Below are 18,725 nucleotides of genomic sequence, written 5' to 3'. Positions count from 1 at the left end.
ATGAAGCGAAAGTTTCATGTACGGTGTGAAGCGGGGGAAAACTTGGAGATAACATCAAAGAGTTACCTATCGCTATCAAAGGGACGCACCGGACAGCGGATTGCAAGGAACAGCCGCGTTACCGGCTGCAAACAAAAGGACTTAATCGGTATTCCCTGGCTCTTGGCGTTTTCCCTACGGGAACAGGGGTGGTATCTACGGAGCGATATTATATGGCAAAAACAAAATCCTATGCCGGAAAGCTGCAAAGACCGCCCGACCCGCTGCTATGAACATATCTTCCTGCTTTCAAAGGAAAAGAAATATTACTATGACGCTGCCGCCATTGCAGAACCCTTAGCACCTACTACCGCAGAACGGTATCGCAGAGCGCGCAGCACCAACAGCAAATACACACAGGAAATACCCGGACAAGGAAAGGTGCAGGGACTAAACCGACCGCGGGACGGTGGCTACTATGACGACGCGCTCATGCCGACCACGCGGAACAAGCGGGACGTGTGGCTGATTAACACTGTCCCATATAAAGGGGCGCATTTTGCAGCTTTTCCCCCGAAATTAGCGGAAACCTGTATCTTGGCGGGCTGTCCCAAAGGTGGGATTGTCATAGACCCGTTTTTCGGAAGCGGAACCACAGGATTTGCAGCAAAAAGCCTTGACCGCCATTATATCGGGATTGAATTAAATGCAGAATATTGCGCCCTTGCGAGGGCGCGGATTGGAGGTGCAGGACTATCAAGCAATTAAAACCACGCGATAAAATCACACAGAAAATGACCCGCGACGGGCTTATCGAGGTAAACGAAACACAGCAGACCGCCGAGCGTATCAGCAGCCGGGAAGCAGACAGCGACTTTTCACAGCCGGACAGTGCCGCAGCGGAACGCGTCATAGAACATCTTGACGCAGCACATACCCGAAAAGCAAACAAAAAGGAAGTCAAAAAAGAGCAGGAAGCTACTGCTTTGCGTACTTCCACTTCCCGCTTACAGTTTACCGAGGAAGAACGGGCAACGCCGGAACTGGAAACTTACATCAAAAAATCGGAAAAAGCCGCTGACCGACTGGACGCAGCAAAGGCAGCTATCCCAAAGCAAAAGAAACTGGTTAAGGAGCGCACCTTTGACGAAGCCGCAGGAAAGGCAAAGACCCGCCTGCACTTTGAGGAACAGGAAAAGCCGATACCCGGCGGCAAAGCCCACAGCAACCCGTTATCCCGCCCCGCGCAGGAAGCGGGTATTTTTGTTCACAACAAAATCCACAGCGTCGAGAAAGACAATTCCGGCGCGGAGGGCGCGCACAAATCGGAGGAACTTGCCGAGCGCGGCGCAAGGTACGGGACAAGGAAATTCAAACAGGGCTACCGCAGCCATAAGCTGAAACCCTACCGGGAAGCAGCAAAGGCAGAAAAGGCAGCGTTCAAGGCAAATGTGAACTTCCAGTATCACAAAGTCTTGCAGGAAAATCCTCAGCTTACAAGCAATCCCTTTTCCCGGTTTATGCAGAAACAAAAAATCAAACGCCAGTATGCAAAAACTGTAAAGAAAGGCGGTGCAGCCACCGCCAAAGCAACCGCCGGAGCGTCACAGACAGCAGCAAAGAAAGCGGCTGCCTTTGTAGGGCGACACCCGGCGGGCGTGATAATCGCTATCGCCGCGCTGCTTCTGTTCATCATGGTATCAGTAGGGCTTTCCTCTTGTGGGGCAATGTTTTCCGGCAGCATGAACAGCGTGTTAGGGACTTCCTACACGTCCGAGGACAGCGACCTTGTGGCAACGGAACAGAGCTATGCTGCAATGGAAAACGAACTGCAAAGTGAGATTGACAATATCGAAACCACCCACAGCGGCTATGATGAATACCGCTATGACCTTGACACTATCGGGCATAACCCACACGAACTTGCGTCTTATCTGACCGCCCTTTTACAGAGCTACACCCCACAGAGCGCACAGGCAGAGCTAAAACGGCTGTTCGGCTTACAGTACACCTTGACGCTGACGGAAGAAATCGAGATACGCACCACCACCGACGAGGAGGGCAACGAGGAAGAATACGAATACCGTATCTTGAACGTGAAGCTGACAAACAAGCCGATTGCTTCCCTTGCGGAAGAACTGCTGAACCCACAGCAGTTTGAAATGTTCAAAGTGTACTTACAGACACAGGGCAACAAACCGTTGATTTTTGGCGGCGGCTCTCCCGACGGCAGCCCCTCCGAGGATTTAAGCGGCGTGGAGTTTGTAAACGGCACACGTCCCGGAAACCCGGAGTTTATGGAGCTTGCAAAACAGCAAGTCGGAAACGTGGGCGGTTATCCCTATTGGAGTTGGTATGGCTTTAACAGCCGCGTGGAATGGTGCGCCTGCTTTGTGTCATGGTGCTACAATCAAGCCGGAAAAAGCGAACCCCGCTTTGCAGGCTGCGAATGGCAGGGCGTTCCTTGGTTCCAGTCAAGGGGACAATGGGGCGCGCGGGGCTATGAGAATATCGCACCGGGCGACGCTATCTTTTTCGATTGGGATTTAGACGGTGTTGCAGACCATGTGGGGCTTGTGCTTGGCAGGGACGGAAGCCGCGTCTATACCGTTGAGGGCAATTCCGGCGACGCCTGCAAGATAAAGAGCTATGACCTTAACTATCAATGTATCAAAGGCTATGGGCTGATGAACTGGTAAAGCAGCCCCAAAAAGAAAGGAGAAATGACCTATGGCAAACAATAAAATCGACCGTATCAATAAGGAAATCGCAAAGACCCGCGAGAAAATCACAGAGTATCAGAACAAGTTAAAAGGACTGGAAGCGCAGAAAACCGAAGCGGAAAACCTTGAAATCGTGCAGCTTGTACGAGCTATGCGTCTGACCCCGCAGGAACTGAACGCTATGCTGTCCGGCAGCGGTATTCCCGGCATGAACGCCGCACACGCTACCGAAGCGGCAGACTACGAAGAACAGGAGGAAAATGCAGATGAAGAATAAACTGAAAAAGACCATGACTGCCCTTTGTGCCGCCCTTATCCTTATGGGCGGTTTTTCTGTCCCTGCCTATGCACAGGGCGCAGCCACAGAGCCGCCCGCAGGGGACGCGACCAACGACAGCAACGTAGTTGTGGAGGAAAAAGAGGAAACGCCGCCCCTTACCCCAAAGGGAAACGCAACACTGGTTGACGATTACGGCGGCAATAAGCAGCTTATCACTGTTACCACCAAAGGCGGCAACTATTTCTATATCCTCATTGACCGCGCCGCCGAGGGCGAACAGACCGTACATTTCCTAAATCAAGTGGACGAAGCCGACCTTATGGCACTGACCGAAAACGGCGAAGCTGCCAAAAAGCCGGAAATCTGTAACTGTACGGAGAAATGCGAAGCCGGAAAGGTAAACACGTCCTGCCCGGTATGTGTTACCAGTATGACAGGCTGCACAGGCAAAGAACCTACCCCAACACCAACCGAGCAGCCGGAAGAACCGAAAGGAAAAGGCGGCAATCCCGGTGTGGTGCTTGCCTTAGTCCTCTTTGCCCTGCTTGGTGGCGGCGCAGCGTTCTACTACTTTAAGTTTCTAAAGCCGAAGCAGAATGTAAAGGGCGATACCGACCTTGAAGATTTTGAATTTGAGGACTACGACGAGGACGAGCCGGAAGCAGATACCGGGGAAACTCCCGAAGATGAAGAAACGGAGGAAGAAACCCTATGACCCTGTTTACCGACAATCCCTTTGAAAAGATGATGATACAGAAACCGAACGGGCGGCGTGATAATGCTCCGCCTGTTCCTTATCCCCCGGCTTGCGCTTCCTGCCCTTACAAGGGACAGTCCCCTTGTGTTGGGTATTGCATTAGAAAGATTGAAGCAAAACGACAGCCGGAACGATAAAAAGATGTACTTTCGAAATGGAATATGATATAATTGTTCCAACCATAGGAAATGATAGAGTTAAACAAATTTTTAGAGTAAGCAAAGGAGATAAAAATATGTTACCCATTTCTGATATTCTTATTCGCTCAATAAGTGGATATGTGTTTATAGTTCCAGTTTTTATATTGTATTTCTTATACCTTAAAAAATCAGGAAGAAAGCAAAGCCTTCTCCATATTACTGCTGTATTTTTATTCTATTATTATCTTTTCGGGATTTTGACCGTAACAGGTATTGGTTATACAAGCACAATATCATTTCGTCCGAGGATTTCTCTGATTCCGTTTCTCGGTATGATAAGTGGACCAATAGATACCATACTGAATGTTGTTTTATTTGTTCCTTTTGGATTTTTTCTGCCGTTGCTGTATAAGAAATATCATCACATAAAGACTGTTGTATTAACTGGTTTTCTGTTCTCTTTATCTGTTGAAATTGTTCAGATGTTTGGTTGGGGTTCAACAGATATAAATGACCTTATTACAAATACAGTTGGAGTCTGTTTAGGATATTTGGTTTATTATTTGCTATCAAAAGTCTTGCCTAATAATTTAAGAAAACAATTTCAATCTGAGAATGTCAATGATATGGTCGAAGTGCCTTTGTTTGCAATTTACACATTTATAATCATGGTTACAGTTCAACCTTGGGTAATCCATAGTTTACTCAATATTGGATAAATTTTAGTTTTGTCAAATCATTTTACTATTTCATATCGCACAATTTTATACAATCACTTGTAGGAGCAATCGAAAAATCGGTTGCTCTTTTCTTTTACCCGAAAGGAGGATTTTTATTTGATTTTAGTTATCGCAGAAAAGCCCAGTGTGGCGCAGACAATCGCTGCCGTACTTGGGGCAAAGGAAAAGAAAGACGGATTTCTCACAGGAAGCGGCTATATCGTTTCTTGGTGTGTGGGACATTTGGTAGGGCTTGCGGAAGCTGCCGCTTACGGGGAGCAGTATAAAAAGTGGAGCTATGACAGCTTACCGATTTTGCCGCAGGAATGGAAATACACCGTTTCCGCTGACAAGGAAAAGCAATTCAAAACCTTAAAGGAGCTTATGCACCGGGCAGACGTTTCCGAAGTCGTCAATGCCTGCGACGCAGGGCGCGAGGGAGAACTCATTTTCCGTTTTGTCTATGAAATGGCAGGCTGCAAGAAACCTATGCGCCGCCTTTGGATTTCTTCTATGGAGGACAGCGCAATCAAAGAGGGCTTTTCCTGTCTGAAGAACGGCAGGGATTATGACCCTCTCTTTGCTTCCGCATTATGCAGGGCAAAAGCAGACTGGCTAATCGGTATCAATGCCACCCGCCTTTTTTCTGTCCTTTACAATCATACCTTGAACGTGGGGCGCGTACAGACCCCGACCTTAAAAATGCTTGTTGACCGGGACGCAGCGATTACCACTTTCAAGAAAGAAAAATACTACCATGTACGCCTTGCATTATCCGGCGCGGAAGCTGCAAGTGAACGAATTTCAAATAAGGCAGAAGCCGACGCATTAAAAACGACTTGCGAAGCGTCGCGGGCAGTATGTACTTCCCTTGTGAAAGAGAAAAAGACCGCAGCTCCGCCGAAGCTCTTTGACCTTACTTCTTTACAGAGGGAAGCAAACCGCCTGTTCGGATATACGGCAAAACAGACCCTTGACCTTGCACAAGCCTTGTATGAAAAGCGTTTGCTTACTTATCCGAGAACAGACAGCGCATTTCTGACCGACGACATGGGCGACACAGCGGCGGGCATTATCAAGCTGCTTTGTGGGAAGTTTTCCTTTATGGCGGGAAAAGACTTCACGCCGGAACTTGGAAAGGTGCTGAACAGTAAAAAGGTATCAGACCACCATGCCATTATCCCAACTATGGAGCTTGCAAAGACCGACCTTGCCGCGCTGCCGGAAAGCGAAAGGAATATCCTTACCCTTTCCGGGGCGCGTCTACTTATGGCGACCGCTGCACCGCATACCTTTGAAGCGGTTACGGCAGTCTTTGAATGTGCCGGACAGTCCTTTACCGCAAGGGGAAAAACGGTGCTGTCCGACGGGTGGAAAGAGATTGACCGAAGATACAGGGCAGCCTTAAAGAACAAGCCCGAAACGGACGACGCAGACAGCGACACAGAAAAGACCCTGCCGCCGTTTACCGAGGGACAAACCTTTGACAATCCGGCTGCAACGGTAACGGAGCATGACACAACACCGCCAAAGCCCCACAACGAAGCGTCGCTCCTTTCTGCTATGGAACGCGCCGGAAGTGAGGACACCGACCCGGACGCAGAACGCAAAGGGCTTGGAACTCCCGCCACCCGCGCCGCTGTCATTGAAAAACTGGTAAAGGGCGGCTTTGTGGAACGAAAAGGCAAGCAGCTACTTCCCACAAAAGACGGTATCAACCTTGTGTGCGTCCTGCCGGACACCTTGACAAGCCCGCAGCTTACCGCAGAATGGGAAAACAATCTGACGCAGATTGCAAAAGGCAAGGCAGACCCCGCCGCATTTATGGAGGGTATCGAGAATATGGCGCGGGAACTGGTAAAGACCTATCCGTTTCTTTCTGATGATAAAGCGCAGATGTTCAAGCCGGAACGGGAAGCGTTGGGAAGCTGCCCCCGCTGCGGTTCTCCTGTCTATGAGGGAAAGAAAAACTACTATTGCAGCAACAAAGAATGTATCTTTACCATGTGGAAAAATGACCGTTTCTTTGAAGAACGAAAAGTAACCTTTACCCCGAAGATTGCCGCTGCACTCTTAAAATCCGGCAAGGTAAATGTGAAAAAGCTCTATTCCCCAAAGACAGGCAAAACCTACAACGGAACTATCGTATTGGCTGATACGGGCGGGAGATATGTCAACTACCGCATTGAACTGCCGAAGAAAAAATAACTGAATAGCAAGCATAGGAAAAGAGTACCCTTTTCCGTAAAATCCCTGCTTTCTCTACCGAGAACGGCGGGGATTTTTGCTTGTTGGGAAGTTTCCCAAACCCTCTGAAACCGAAGAAAGGAGGTTACACATGGCAAGTTTACGGGACACCGTAAAGGACTATCAAGAAGAATTAAGGGACGGTATCGCTTGGGTGGCGTTTTGGAAAACGGGACGCTCTTGGAACGCAGAATATTTCCACCTTGAAATGAGCGATATTCTCTACCCGGAGGACAGAAGCCGCATGGAAGAAATCAAACAGGCTGACCCTGCCGCCGTTGTGGTAAACGGCTATTACTCCGGCTATCTTGGCGAGGATAGGAACCTTGACGAGCTGACCGCCGGGGTGCGCCGCCACTACGAAAACGGATATAGCAATATCGGGGAATTTATCGAAGCCCACGACGACAGGCTGCCGCCGGAGCTTATCGAGGAAGCAAGAGCCGCCGCCCACGCTGCGGGGCTGCCTTTCTCTGAAAAAGCCTACCGGGACGGCGAAGAACCCGACCCCTATCTATTTGACGGGAGCATGAGCATGGAGGACTACGAGCTTATGCACCGCATGATTGAGAAAGAAAGGAGCGAACACATGGAACAACCGATTTTAAGCGGGTATCTTTCTAATCTTGGAAAGTACACCGAGGGCAGACCTGCGGGCGAATGGGTATCATTCCCCACGACTGCCGAGCATTTGAAAGAAGTCTTTGACCGTATCGGCATAGACGGCAAAAACTACGGGGAGCTGCATATCACAGAATACCAGTCCTCTATTGCGGGACTGGCAGGAAAATTGACCGAGCTTGAAAGCCTTGACGAGCTGAACTATTTGAGCGAACTTTTGAAAATGCAGTTTGACGACGACAGGGAAAAATTTGTTGCAGCTATGGCATACGGCGACCATACAAGGGACTTGCAGGACATTATCAACCTTGCACAAAACCTTGATTGTTACTGGCTTTATCCGTCCGTACAGAGTGAGGAAGATTACGGGCATTATCTGATTGAAGAACTGGACGAGTTGGAGCTGCCCGAAGAAGCAAAAAAATATTTCATGTATGAGGAATACGGGCGGGACGCTGCTATCAATGACGGGGGCAGATTTACCGAGCAGGGCTATATCTACAATAACCGTAATACCTTTACAGAATGGTATGACGGGCGCGACGTGCCGGAGGAATACCGGGTAACGCCGCAGCCGCCAGTACAGGAAAAGGAACAGGCAGACCTTGACGCTTCCGCAGCTATACCGACCACCGCCACAGAGCAGCCCCCGGTTCTCCCGATTATCCTATCTTCTGAAAAGCCCGCTGACAAGATGAAAGAGATTACCGACCGACTGGAACAGGGGATTTTAGGACTGTATGAAAGCGACCGTTACGCCGACTATCTGCGTACTATGTCAAAATTCCATGATTACAGCCTTAACAATACAATCCTTATCGCCATGCAGGGCGGCAATCTTGTGAAAGGCTATAAACAATGGGAAAAGGAATTTGACCGCCATGTAAAGCCGGGAGAAAAAGCTATCAAGATACTTGCGCCGTCCCCGTTTACCGTTAAGAAACAGGTGGAAAAAATCGACCCGGACACCCAAAAGCCTGTTTTCGATAAGGACGGGAAACCTGTTACCGAGGAAAAGGAAATCAAGATACCCGCCTTTCGTGTGGTATCTGTCTTTGATATTTCACAGACCGAGGGAAAGGAGCTTCCTGCCCTTACCTATGAGCTGACGGGCAACGTGGAACAATACAAGGATTTTTTCGCTGCCCTTGAAAAGACTTCTCCCTTTGCTATGGGATTTGAAGCACTAAGCGGCGGCGTAAAAGGACGCTGCAATTATGAGGAAAAGCGTATCATCATCAACGAGGGCATGGACGAATTGCAGAATATCAAGACCGCAATCCATGAAATCGCCCACGCCACGCTGCATGATACTGCCCTTGCTATGCCGGAACGCCCCGACCGCCGTACCCGCGAGGTACAGGCGGAAAGCGTCGCCTATGCTGTCTGCCAACATTACGGGCTTGATACGTCGGACTATTCTTTTGGATATATCGCCGGGTGGAGCAGCGGAAAAGAACTTGCAGAACTGAAAGGCTCTCTTGAAACAATCCGCAGCACCGCCGCAAATCTGATTGATACCATAGACGGACATTTTGCAGCAATCCAAAAGGCACAGGATAAGGAACAGACCACCGAACAGGCGCAGCCCGCACAGGAAGCTACCAAACAGCCCGAAGCAGAAGCCGCCACGCCGGAGCTTCCCGAAGAAACAGCCCCGGTACAGGAAAAAGAAACACAGCCGGAACAGGCTGCACCCGCCGCCCCTTATTATCCTATCAATGAAGCTGCCGCCAAACGTGCAAAGGATATGAACAGCTTTTCCGATTATAAGCAAGGCAGCGCGACGGCTGAATACAGGCATTATGTAGATGAAGCCGTACAAATCGCAGAAAGGCAAAAACAGCGGGTAGACCCGATGTACCATGAGAAAATCGACAGCCTGCTTGACACCTATGCCCGGAAACTGGCGGCGAACATGAATAAAGGCTATGAGATTGACGCGCGTGTTCCCTCTATCCTGATTGCGGGCGGCTCTAACTTCCCCACAAGGAAGAAAGAAAAGCAGAACGCAGCCCGCGACAGCAATTACCGGGAATGGCAGGACATACAAGGGCTTCTTGATAAAATCCGCAGTACCGGCATGGGCGGTATCAGCGCAGACGACCCGCAGGCAGTACAGAAGTTAGAAAAGAAACTGGAAAGCCTTGAAAAATCACAGGAAACCATGAAAGCCGTAAACGCCTATTACCGTAAGCATAAGACCCTTGACGGCTGCCCGCATTTACCGCCGGAGGAACTGGAAAAACTGAAAGCAGACATGGCGAGCAGTTGGCATTTGGAGGACAAGCCATTTGCGACTTGGGCGTTATCCAACAACAGTGCAGAAATCCGGCGCGTGAAAGACCGTATCAAATCTCTTTCACAGCAAAAAGAAATCGGTTTTGTGGGTTGGAAATTTGACGGCGGCAAGGTGGAAGCAAACACCGAAGCGAACCGACTGCAAATCTTCTTTGAGGATAAGCCGGACGAAGCCACGCGGGAAGCCCTAAAAAGTAATGGCTTCCGTTGGTCGCCCAAAGCAGGGGCATGGCAGCGGCAGCTTACCAGTAACGCCTATTATGCGGCTGATTATGTCAAGGCGATTGTACCCCTTACGGGGGAAAAGCCTACCGAGTTACAACGGGCGCATATCCGGGCGCAAAAGGTAGATGCACAGGAGCAGCCGGAACAGGAAGCCCCACAGGACAAAGACACCTTTTCCATTTATCAGATAAAAGGCGGGGACGAAACAAGAGATTTGCGCTTTGAACCTTACGACCGTCTGACTGCCACAGGACACCGGGTAGACGCGAAAAACTATACACTTGTCTATTCCGCAGAGCTTACGCCGGGGACTTCCCTTGAAGATATTTACACCCGCTTTAATATCGACCACCCGAAAGATTTTAAGGGACACAGCCTTTCCGTTTCCGACGTGGTGGTGCTTCATCAGAACGGGCAGGACACCGCCCACTATGTAGACAGCTTCGGTTATAAGGAAGTGCCGGAGTTTTTCAAGGAGCAGGAAAATGCCCTCATTCCCGCCGACTTGGAAACGGGCGAAACAATCAAAACACCGAGAGGGACTTTCTATGTAACCGCCATGAGCCGCGAGCAAATGGAAGCTGCCGGATATGGATTGCACCACCAGTCCGACGACGGAAAATATCTGATTATGGGGAACGGCACTAGGGCTTTTGCTGTTCCCGTTCAGCCAGAGAACTATCTGAAAGCTGCCGAGCAGACCACAGAGCAAAACTACAACATGATTGACGGGCAGATAAACAACACCCCGACTACCGCAGAACTGGAAGCAAAGGTAAAGGCAGGAGAAACCATTTCCCTTGTTGACCTTGCGGAAGCTGTCAAGGCTGACAAGGAACGCGGCAAGGCAGCAAAAACGGAAAAGAAGCCCTCTATCCGGGCGCAGCTTAGAGCAGACAAAGAAAAAACCGCACAGAAAAAAGCGGCAAAATCAAAAAATCACGAATTGGAGGTATGAGCATGATTAGACTGACCGTTGAAGAAACAAACCTGTTGAGCATTTACAATGAGGGCGGTAAGCGCGGGCTTATGGAGAACATCAACGCTGCGCTGCCGTTTATGGACGAGGATATGCGGGAACTGGCGAAGCGCACCCTTGCGAAAATTGCACCTCTGACAGAAAATGAGTATACGGAGCTTGCCATTTTCGCCGCTGATGAGGTATGACCGGGCTAAAGCGGCTTACGCCGCCCCAAAGCCGGAAAGTCAACAGCCTTGTAAAAAAGGAGTGCTGCAACTGCGATAACGGACACTGTATTTTACTGGACGACGGGGAGGAATGTGTCTGCCCGCAGCTTATTTCCTATTCTCTTCTATGCAAATGGTTTCAGACCGCCGTACTTCCCTTTGATAAGCTGCTGTATGCAGAGCTTTTCAAGACCGAGGATAAAAAGCGTTGTACCGAGTGCGGAGCTTCTTTTGCGTCCACCTCTAACAGCGTCAAATACTGCCCGGACTGCCGGAAGCGTATTACCCGCAGACAGGCAGCGGAGCGCATGAGGAAACGACGCGCCCTTGTTACGCAGTAGGGGCAAAAAAAGCCTTGATTTACAGGGCTTTCCGGGTGTGAAAATGACGCGGCAAGGGTTTTATACCTTTTCCCTCAAAAATGGCGTTCTACTGCGTAACATTTTATCGCTGTACCCATAAGAAAGCCGGGGCGCGGATAGTCTTTACCGACTGTCTGCGTCCCGGCTTTTAAAACTTCAAAACCACTTTGTTTTTTCATCTCTGAATTGTGGCATATCATTTTGGGCGTATGGATTATAGGTATTGAGATTACAACCAAATTCTTTCAACTCCATTATTTTGTTATTTTCCGTCCATACTATTAAAGAAATTCCGTCAAATTCTTCAATATTACCATTATTCATTTTGTTTTTGAAATACCATTCTACAATAGTTTGATTTTCCTTATGAAAAAATTGTTTAATATCCCACACTAAGACTTTTCCACGAGTATTCCATTCATCAAACCAATGTTTTACTGTTTTTCGACTTTCATACTTAGGACTCCAACTTTCAGTGTAAATCACATCTTCTGTAAAAATACTATCAATCCCTAAATCTTGTTGTTTTAGCCACATATCAAACCATAAATGAATAATTCTTTCTCTTTCATTCATAACTTTTAAATCCTTTCTCTATATTGATTTGAGGGGTTGCACTCTTATCTGCGGTAAGTAAACGGTATATCGTAAGGGGGATATACCACGTAGCAACGACAAGCCGCCATATTAAAATGCCCCCGCCGATAATGCCGTCCAAAATGAAGTTAATGGCAACGATACCCACCGTTCCAGCTATGTCATATCCATGCGGTACAAGCCATACGAACATACGGCGAATGCCAAAGGGGATACCGCAGCACAGCCATACATAAAAGTAATTGGTCTACCCGTCCTCTGTAAAGATGTTCTTGAACATGAAGAATAAAAACAATGCAATAACGGCGGGCAAAACGTTTCTCTTGAAAAAGTCTTTCCAAATTTCTCCGCGTGTCATGGTATCACTCCTTTTCCATTGGAAATTGTGGGATAGCTTCTAACAGTTTCATTATGAGTGTTTGCCGTAAATCTTCGTCGATTTCCTCTTTGATAGTCCCGTCCGGCTGACACTTTTTTACCATTGCAAGGCGGTTGATTTCGTCGCCGTAACAATCAAGCACCTTTTCCAACGCCCATTTTTCGCCCACAACGGCAGCGCATATCGTTTCATAGTCCGGCATTTCCTGTTCCATTTTCTGACACTTCCTTTGCTGAAAATGTATCACTTTAGTATGTGGCTACTGTCTTTGATAGGAACTATTATATCACACAAGTATGAACAAAACTACTCCCCGCGTTCTTTCCCTTTTTCCCGTTCCGGCTCTCTTGGCTGCCGTAAAATGCTGTCTATGTTCTGTTTGATAACGTCGTACTCTTTGACCTGTTTTTTCAGTTTGCCATAGTCCGCGTAAAGGGCTTCTTTCTGTTCCCGGAGCTTTTCATAGTCTACTTGTAGCGCGGCGACATTCGGGAGCTTGGAAACGCCCGCCGTTTTTAGTGCCTTTGCCGCTGCTTCATGGAGTATCAGACTGCTTTCCTGCTTTGCCCGGTATGCGTCCTTATCCTTTGCCCTGCGGTATGCTTCATAGACAGGTTTTGTCTTTTGGTAGGTGGTAACGTGCTTCATCAGCACCGCCATGTTTGCAAGACGTTTCTCCACGCTCTTTAATGCGTCTGCTGTCTTTTCATTTTCCGCATTTACTTCCTCAATCCGGCTGACTAAATCTGCGTACTGCTCAATCTTATGTTCTGTCAAGAAATTCATAGTCTTTGCAGCCAGTTTCAGATTATGGATTTTCGCCCACTGTTCATAGCCCCGGCTCTGCGCTGCCTTGATACTGTTTTCAATGTCAATAAGCAGCGATACGCCGCGCTGCTCTTTGGGAGCTTTCGCCGCCTTTGTGCGCTTGCCCTCTATCCGTTCTTTGATTGCTTCCTCTGTATAATCTGCACCGAGGGTTTTTAAGCGGGTAAACCGTTCCTGTCCCGGAGCGCGGCAGGAGATATATTTTCCCGGCTTTATCTCATAGCCCGCTGCCTGTAACCGCTGCAACAATTCTTCAAAACTTGCCACTTGGGGGATAAGCGTATCAACGGTAATTTTCAGCTTGCCTTTCCAACTTGCACCGACCTTTTCCGCTTGATATTCTGCATAGCTTTTTCCCTTGCTGCCCTTACCCGGAACGACAACGGACAGCCCGTTTTCCCGGCACAGCTTATCGCTCATGTTCCGTATGCCATAGTAGCTGCGTTTATTGGAATTGTATTTGTGGTAGTCAACAAAATTGACCGCACAAAAAATGATATGGTTATGGATATGCCCTTTGTCTATGTGGGTAGTTAAGACGTATTCATGCTGTCCCTTTGTTACCGCGTCGGCAAGCTGTTTCCCGATTTCGTGGGCTTTCTCATAATCCACTTCCCCCGGCTCAAAGGACTGTATCAAATGGTGGGCGAGATTGTTCCCTTTCTCTATGGCTTGTGCAAGCGTAAATCCAAACTCAATATCTGCCGTTTCATAGCTGCACCCAAAGGAGGACACAAGCGTTTTCCCGTCTGTTTTATCCGGGTTTTGGATATAGTCAAGGGCTTTGCTCAACGTGCTTTTAATAGGCTTAATCTTTGTAACCGCCATATCTCCGCAAGCACCCCCTTTATTTCCTCTATGTCCTCTTGGTAGACGCTGCCTGTCGCGTTGACACGCTTTGCAATCTGATTGATATTGACCCCGATTTTCTGTATCTCCGCTGTCATGGCTTTTATGTCGCTATGGTCTGTCTGAATGATATACCCGTCAATGGCAATCTTGCGAAGATACGCCGCCATGTTCCGGGTGGGGACGAGCTTCATTTTCTGCTCAATCAATGCCCGTTCTTCCTCTGTTACATAGAATTTGATTTGTACTTTTCTTTTGCGTCCATTCATGCAATCACTCCTTTCCGTTCCGAGGGTTTGGGACACTTCCCAACAAGCAATTTTCAACCGACGCACCGCAGGACGGGAGGGAGAAAATACGGAAAAGGGTACTCTTTTCCTATGCTTGCTACGAAAGTTTTTTCCTCACTGGTTACTACAACGCAATGCTCTATATGCCAAAAAAGAGCAAAAGAAAAACGCTGCAATCTGTAAAGATTACAACGCTTCCTAAATCATATTCAATTTGCCGGACACATTTATTTGTCCTCTTTTTCGACTTCTGAAATTTCTTTTGCAGTTGCCGTTACAATCCGTATGCCATTATCGCTCATATCATCAAGGAGAGCGTCGAGCTGCCGCCGCTTTGTATCTTTTTGGGTGGGCGTATCTAAAAGAAACTGGTCTACGGATATATTGTAACGAAGCATAAGCTCAAAAAAGATTTGCAGACTGGGGTGCTGTCCTTTGTTTTCGATATTTGCAAGATAGCGAGGAGAAATATACATTTCATCACTTACCTGTTTGCGGCTTTCTTTGCGCCCCGTCCGCGCAGCTTTTATAGCTTCTCCAAATGCCTTGAAGTCATATTTTTCTACCGGTCTTTTTGCCATATTTATTCACCCAGTTACATTTTACTGTTCCCCTTTCTCTTTGGATATGTCTATACAGTTCCACTAAATAGCCATAATAATTCATATTTATATACTTGCTATTGTTCGTGTGTCCGACTATAATTATTATGATAAGATTTTCAGAAAGGACGGGTGTTGTTATGGAATATATGTCTTGCCCCGAAGCAGCAAAGAAGTGGGGAATTTCTGAAAGGCGGGTACAGATACTTTGCAGGGAGAAACGCATACAGGGTGTTTCAAAACTTGGGTATATGTGGTTGATACCAAAAGACGCGGAAAAACCGATTGACGGTAGAACCAAACAAGGAAAGGAGACCAGCTATGAAAAGTCAACCATAGATTAGTAAAAAATTTCTTTTTCATATCGGTGGTAAAAAAGGGTAACTTTAATAGAGCTCCCTTAGGGTGCTTTTTCAAAATCTATCGATATTGGTATACAGACCTCTTATTTGAGGTTAAATTCGACATTGTCGGTGAGCATCTTCCAGATGACTCTGACAAGTTTGCCGGAGCAATGCCCAAGTGCATTGTAATGAGACCGGCCTTCAGCCCTCTTGGCATCATAATAAGCCTTGAAGGTTGCGTTGTTTCTGACAACGTTCCAAGCTGCATTTACAAGGGCATATCGTAATACACGAGAGCCACGTTTGGACATCCTTGTTGTCTTAGCCTGAAAGTTACCAGACTGATAAACAGAAGGATCCAGACCAGCAAAAGCAAGCAGCTTGTTTGGATTGGAGAAACGGTGAATATCACCTATTTCACCAAGAATCATTCCACCATTGATATAACCGATACCAGGAATGGTCATGATGACAGAATCGTTGAATTTCATGATATCCGTCATCTCAGCTTCAATCTTTTCTAATTGGCTATCCAGTAACTCGATTTGTTGAATGGTTTGAGTTATCTGAATAGATATAGCGCTGTCGTTAGCACCGACAGACTTCTGTGCGAGAACTCTTAATTCTTTGGCCTGTTCTTTGGTAAAGTGTCCGTGTGAGTTCACTTTGAGCAGATTTGCCAGATGAGTCATATGCATGGAAGCAATCTCTTTTGGAGAAGGTGCTTCTTTTAATAAAGCATAGACAGCGTGTTGATGCAGACCGGATTTGAAAAAGTATTGAATCTCCGGAAAGACCTGATCAACATAGGTTGTCAGTTGAATTTTCAATCGGGTACGTTGCTTTATGGTTTTCTGACGGAAACGTCCCAATGCCTTAAGATCCATCATATCGAGATCGAAGAAGCTGACGAATCTGAGGTTGTCCTGCATCATAAGAGTTTTAGCAATCACGTAAGTGTCGACCTTATCTGTCTTAGTTTTGCGAACGTTATTTTTTCGCATTTGACAGGTTTTGATGGGGTTCAACACACACACTTGGTAAAGCTCAGTAACAAGGAATCGAACAAGGTTGTCACCGTAGTGTGCCGTTGACTCAAGACCGATGATGAGGCTGTTCTTATCGAATGATTCGAGTTTAGAGACCAGCAGTTGGAAGCCATCAGCGTCATTTGTGAATTTGAACGGCTCAATGATTATTTCACCGTCGGAAGAAATCGCAGCGGCGAAATGATTAAGTTTGGCAATATCAATGCCTACGTAAATTTTCATGAGGTTGTACCTCCCTTTCCTAAAGTCTGATACCATGATGTCCACCAACGATTATCATCGTAGACTTGATAGAAATAAGTACTCTGAGTGAAAAACACTCCGGCAACATCCAGCTAATAAACAATTCAGATAAAGGTAGTGGCAATACACTCCAGTTGAGTAGTCAAGCTACAGAAAACAAATCAAAAGTCCATAGTATCTGAATTGTATTGAACCACGATATTAAAAGAAAGGAAATATGTGATAATTAACTTCCTAATTATCATACAAGCTATACCATGAATAAAGTTTTGATTATAGATGATGATAAGGAACTTTGTGCGCTGATTAAACGCAGCGTGCTATCAGAAGATATAGAAGCTGATTTTTGTAATACGGGAAAAGAGGGATTACAAAAATTAAAAGAGAGAGAATATCAACTTGTGATACTGGACGTTATGATGCCTGGTATGGACGGATTTGAAACATTGGAAGAAATTAGAAAAGAAAGCAGCCTGCCGATTTTGATGTTTACATCAAAAAATGACAGTGCTTCTAAAGTACGCGGTTTAAGGGCAGGAGCTGATGATTATTTGACAAAACCTTTTGACATGGACGAACTGATAGCCCGTATCGTTTCCCTTATACGCCGTTATACCCGTTTCAATCAACAGGACGGAATATCACAGCAACTTGAATTTGACGGGTTGAAAATTGATATTGAAAATCGTTCTGTTACTACGGAAAATGGAACTTTTGAATTGCCTCCAAAAGAATTTGACTTACTCTTATACTGCGCGAAAAATCAAGGGAAAATTCTGACAAAGCAACAGATTTATGAAGAAGTGTGGAGAGAGGAATATTTCTATGATGACAGCAACATTATGGCGATTATCAGCCGACTTCGCAAGAAATTAGAGGTAAATCCCGGAAGTCCAAAATATATTCAAACGATTAAAGGTATCGGTTATCGTTTTAACAAGGAGGTTTGATTTTCTATGGAAGCAGTCATTTTTCTATCCATAATAATTGCACTTTTCTCTATTCTTGTTTCCTGCTTTGCTATTCGACGTGTTAAAAAACAGATAGCCGAGATAACAGACGCATTGATTGATGTAAAAAACGGAAATGGAAACAGACGTATTTTATCTGCAACAAATGAACTGGTAGCCCCTCTTGCCTATGAAATAAATGAGATTGTTGTGTCTTATGAGAGCAGGCTTTCTACTGTCCGGCAGACAGAAGAAACAAACCGACAGCTTATGACAAGTCTTTCCCATGATGTTCGGACACCGCTTACAACGCTTATTGGGTATCTTGACGCTGCACATAAAGGAATTGTTACAGGAAAAGACAGGGACGACTATATCGAAACAGCCCGCCGCAAAGCTCACGATTTGAAAGAATATATTGATGTTCTTTTTGACTGGTTCAAATTAAATTCTAATGAGTTTGCTATGGATATAAATATTGTTGAAGCTGCGGAGCTGACACGAAATATCTTGATTGACTGGATACCCATATTTGAAGATAAGCAGATAGATTACAATATTGATATTCCCGAACAGCCTTTCCGGGTAAAACTTGATACGGACGGCTATATGCGGATATTGAACAATCTTATTCAGAATGTAATTTCTCACAGTCATGCGGATAAAATAGAAATAATCCTATCAAAGCAGGAAAAAAATATGCAAATCCGATTAGCAGATAATGGAATAGGGATTGAAAAAGAAGATTTGAAGCATATTTTTGAACGGCTCTATAAATGCGATAAGGGACGGTCTGAAAAAGGCAGCGGTCTTGGGCTTTCTATCGCACACCAACTTGTAGAAAAAATGAACGGCACAATAACAGCAAATAGCACACAGGGAACAGGAACGGAATTTACTTTGCTTTTTCCCTTAGCAAATTAAGGTTCTCCCGTTCTTTTGACGGGAGCCTTAATTATTTTTGGGACAATATTTCAAATTGCAAGGTTAATGCAAGGTTGCGGCAAGGTTAATGCAAGGTTGGTATGATAGAATAGTTTACAGAACAGGAG

Annotated in this window: 19 protein-coding genes and 1 pseudogene; 13 read left to right on the top strand and 7 right to left on the bottom strand. The window is 46.5% G+C overall.

Going from position 1 to position 18,725, the window contains the following annotated elements:
- The 10 genes from ACESSZ_RS10665 to ACESSZ_RS10620 form a co-directional block, all read left to right on the top strand.
- Nucleotides 1–747 (top strand): DNA-methyltransferase (locus ACESSZ_RS10665; RefSeq protein ID WP_499842798.1); only part of this gene is annotated, 747 nt, incomplete at its 5' end.
- Nucleotides 748–773: 26 nt separating this feature from the next.
- Nucleotides 774–2,678: a CHAP domain-containing protein gene (locus ACESSZ_RS10660; RefSeq protein ID WP_069432102.1), complete on the top strand. Its 1,905-nt coding sequence runs from the start codon at nt 774–776 to the stop codon at nt 2,676–2,678.
- 31 nt (nt 2,679–2,709) lie between these two features.
- A complete protein-coding gene (locus ACESSZ_RS10655; protein ID WP_069432103.1) occupies nt 2,710–2,979 on the top strand; it encodes a DUF4315 family protein in 270 nt (89 codons plus the stop codon).
- Complete coding sequence (locus ACESSZ_RS10650; RefSeq protein ID WP_035394374.1) at nt 2,969–3,697, top strand: DUF4366 domain-containing protein; 729 nt, start codon at nt 2,969–2,971, stop codon at nt 3,695–3,697. The genes ACESSZ_RS10655 and ACESSZ_RS10650 overlap by 11 nt, the downstream gene beginning before the upstream one ends.
- Nucleotides 3,694–3,876, top strand: a complete 183-nt coding sequence (locus ACESSZ_RS10645; protein WP_005933783.1) for a hypothetical protein — start codon at nt 3,694–3,696, stop codon at nt 3,874–3,876. Before ACESSZ_RS10650 ends, ACESSZ_RS10645 begins: the two co-directional genes overlap by 4 nt.
- 17 nt (nt 3,877–3,893) lie before the next feature.
- Nucleotides 3,894–4,598, top strand: a complete 705-nt coding sequence (locus tag ACESSZ_RS10640; protein ID WP_022621592.1) for a VanZ family protein — start codon at nt 3,894–3,896, stop codon at nt 4,596–4,598.
- Nucleotides 4,599–4,715: 117 nt separating this feature from the next.
- Complete coding sequence (locus ACESSZ_RS10635) at nt 4,716–6,806, top strand: DNA topoisomerase 3 (protein WP_069432104.1); 2,091 nt, start codon at nt 4,716–4,718, stop codon at nt 6,804–6,806.
- Nucleotides 6,807–6,936: 130 nt separating this feature from the next.
- Nucleotides 6,937–10,950 (top strand): antirestriction protein ArdA, encoded by a 4,014-nt coding sequence (locus ACESSZ_RS10630; protein ID WP_069432105.1) that lies wholly within the window; start codon nt 6,937–6,939, stop codon nt 10,948–10,950.
- Nucleotides 10,951–10,952: 2 nt separating this feature from the next.
- Complete coding sequence (locus ACESSZ_RS10625; RefSeq protein ID WP_069432106.1) at nt 10,953–11,159, top strand: transposon-transfer assisting family protein; 207 nt, start codon at nt 10,953–10,955, stop codon at nt 11,157–11,159.
- Nucleotides 11,156–11,521 (top strand): cysteine-rich VLP domain-containing protein, encoded by a 366-nt coding sequence (locus ACESSZ_RS10620; protein WP_069432107.1) that lies wholly within the window; start codon nt 11,156–11,158, stop codon nt 11,519–11,521. The genes ACESSZ_RS10625 and ACESSZ_RS10620 overlap by 4 nt, the downstream gene beginning before the upstream one ends.
- 177 nt (nt 11,522–11,698) lie before the next feature.
- On the opposite strand, the gene ACESSZ_RS10615 is transcribed toward ACESSZ_RS10620, so the two are convergent.
- The 6 genes and pseudogenes from ACESSZ_RS10615 to ACESSZ_RS10590 all read right to left on the bottom strand — a co-directional run bounded on the left by ACESSZ_RS10615 (nt 11,699) and on the right by ACESSZ_RS10590 (nt 15,066).
- A complete protein-coding gene (locus ACESSZ_RS10615) occupies nt 11,699–12,118 on the bottom strand; it encodes a nuclear transport factor 2 family protein (protein ID WP_011861104.1) in 420 nt (139 codons plus the stop codon).
- Nucleotides 12,111–12,497, bottom strand: a pseudogene (locus ACESSZ_RS10610) (DUF6050 family protein). Before ACESSZ_RS10610 ends, ACESSZ_RS10615 begins: the two are co-directional and overlap by 8 nt.
- Before the next feature lie 4 nt (nt 12,498–12,501).
- On the bottom strand, nt 12,502–12,732 hold the full coding sequence (locus tag ACESSZ_RS10605) for a helix-turn-helix domain-containing protein (RefSeq protein ID WP_011861102.1): 231 nt from the start codon (nt 12,730–12,732) through the stop codon (nt 12,502–12,504).
- 92 nt (nt 12,733–12,824) lie between these two features.
- Nucleotides 12,825–14,174, bottom strand: a complete 1,350-nt coding sequence (locus tag ACESSZ_RS10600) for a relaxase/mobilization nuclease domain-containing protein (RefSeq protein WP_069432108.1) — start codon at nt 14,172–14,174, stop codon at nt 12,825–12,827.
- Nucleotides 14,135–14,464 carry a plasmid mobilization protein gene (locus tag ACESSZ_RS10595; RefSeq protein WP_009905253.1) on the bottom strand — a complete coding sequence of 110 codons (330 nt, stop codon included), beginning with the start codon at nt 14,462–14,464 and terminating at the stop codon, nt 14,135–14,137. Before ACESSZ_RS10595 ends, ACESSZ_RS10600 begins: the two co-directional genes overlap by 40 nt.
- Before the next feature lie 248 nt (nt 14,465–14,712).
- Entirely contained in the window at nt 14,713–15,066 is a 354-nt protein-coding gene (locus ACESSZ_RS10590; RefSeq protein WP_016728880.1) for a helix-turn-helix domain-containing protein, read from the bottom strand.
- 161 nt (nt 15,067–15,227) lie between these two features.
- On the opposite strand from ACESSZ_RS10590, the gene ACESSZ_RS10585 reads away from it, so the two are divergent.
- The gene (locus tag ACESSZ_RS10585) at nt 15,228–15,431 is read left to right on the top strand and encodes a helix-turn-helix domain-containing protein (protein ID WP_499842795.1); all 204 of its coding nucleotides are present in this window, start codon (nt 15,228–15,230) and stop codon (nt 15,429–15,431) included.
- 101 nt (nt 15,432–15,532) lie between these two features.
- Here the strand turns inward: ACESSZ_RS10585 and ACESSZ_RS10580 are convergent, their stop codons facing one another.
- On the bottom strand, nt 15,533–16,702 hold the full coding sequence (locus ACESSZ_RS10580) for an IS110 family RNA-guided transposase (protein WP_055196078.1): 1,170 nt from the start codon (nt 16,700–16,702) through the stop codon (nt 15,533–15,535).
- Between the two features lie 278 nt (nt 16,703–16,980).
- Between ACESSZ_RS10580 and ACESSZ_RS10575 the strand changes: the two genes are divergently transcribed.
- Both ACESSZ_RS10575 and ACESSZ_RS10570 read left to right on the top strand, forming a co-directional pair.
- On the top strand, nt 16,981–17,673 hold the full coding sequence (locus tag ACESSZ_RS10575) for a response regulator transcription factor (protein ID WP_021360404.1): 693 nt from the start codon (nt 16,981–16,983) through the stop codon (nt 17,671–17,673).
- Nucleotides 17,674–17,679: 6 nt separating this feature from the next.
- Nucleotides 17,680–18,597, top strand: a complete 918-nt coding sequence (locus tag ACESSZ_RS10570) for a sensor histidine kinase (protein WP_069432109.1) — start codon at nt 17,680–17,682, stop codon at nt 18,595–18,597.
- Nucleotides 18,598–18,725: the final 128 nt, after the last annotated feature.

It is taken from the genome of Eubacterium sp. 3_1_31, assembly GCF_964249515.1.
GTDB classification, from domain to species: domain Bacteria; phylum Bacillota_I; class Bacilli_A; order Erysipelotrichales; family Erysipelotrichaceae; genus Longicatena; species Longicatena caecimuris.
Note: the sequence above shows the minus strand (reverse complement) of the source record. Positions and strands in the feature narration are given on the sequence as shown.

Bases quoted from the DNA above. Each gene is read 5' to 3' on its own strand.
- ACESSZ_RS10660 (WP_069432102.1), top strand. From the start codon at position 774: ATGACCCGCGACGGGCTTATCGAGGTAAACGAAACACAGCAGACCGCC.
- ACESSZ_RS10655 (WP_069432103.1), top strand. From the start codon at position 2,710: ATGGCAAACAATAAAATCGACCGTATCAATAAGGAAATCGCAAAGACC.
- ACESSZ_RS10650 (WP_035394374.1), top strand. From the start codon at position 2,969: ATGAAGAATAAACTGAAAAAGACCATGACTGCCCTTTGTGCCGCCCTT.
- ACESSZ_RS10645 (WP_005933783.1), top strand. From the start codon at position 3,694: ATGACCCTGTTTACCGACAATCCCTTTGAAAAGATGATGATACAGAAA.
- ACESSZ_RS10640 (WP_022621592.1), top strand. From the start codon at position 3,894: ATGGAATATGATATAATTGTTCCAACCATAGGAAATGATAGAGTTAAA.
- ACESSZ_RS10630 (WP_069432105.1), top strand. From the start codon at position 6,937: ATGGCAAGTTTACGGGACACCGTAAAGGACTATCAAGAAGAATTAAGG.
- ACESSZ_RS10625 (WP_069432106.1), top strand. From the start codon at position 10,953: ATGATTAGACTGACCGTTGAAGAAACAAACCTGTTGAGCATTTACAAT.
- ACESSZ_RS10620 (WP_069432107.1), top strand. From the start codon at position 11,156: ATGACCGGGCTAAAGCGGCTTACGCCGCCCCAAAGCCGGAAAGTCAAC.
- ACESSZ_RS10615 (WP_011861104.1), bottom strand. From the start codon at position 12,118: ATGAATGAAAGAGAAAGAATTATTCATTTATGGTTTGATATGTGGCTA.
- ACESSZ_RS10605 (WP_011861102.1), bottom strand. From the start codon at position 12,732: ATGGAACAGGAAATGCCGGACTATGAAACGATATGCGCTGCCGTTGTG.
- ACESSZ_RS10600 (WP_069432108.1), bottom strand. From the start codon at position 14,174: ATGGCGGTTACAAAGATTAAGCCTATTAAAAGCACGTTGAGCAAAGCC.
- ACESSZ_RS10595 (WP_009905253.1), bottom strand. From the start codon at position 14,464: ATGAATGGACGCAAAAGAAAAGTACAAATCAAATTCTATGTAACAGAG.
- ACESSZ_RS10590 (WP_016728880.1), bottom strand. From the start codon at position 15,066: ATGGCAAAAAGACCGGTAGAAAAATATGACTTCAAGGCATTTGGAGAA.
- ACESSZ_RS10585 (WP_499842795.1), top strand. From the start codon at position 15,228: ATGGAATATATGTCTTGCCCCGAAGCAGCAAAGAAGTGGGGAATTTCT.
- ACESSZ_RS10580 (WP_055196078.1), bottom strand. From the start codon at position 16,702: ATGAAAATTTACGTAGGCATTGATATTGCCAAACTTAATCATTTCGCC.
- ACESSZ_RS10575 (WP_021360404.1), top strand. From the start codon at position 16,981: ATGAATAAAGTTTTGATTATAGATGATGATAAGGAACTTTGTGCGCTG.
- ACESSZ_RS10570 (WP_069432109.1), top strand. From the start codon at position 17,680: ATGGAAGCAGTCATTTTTCTATCCATAATAATTGCACTTTTCTCTATT.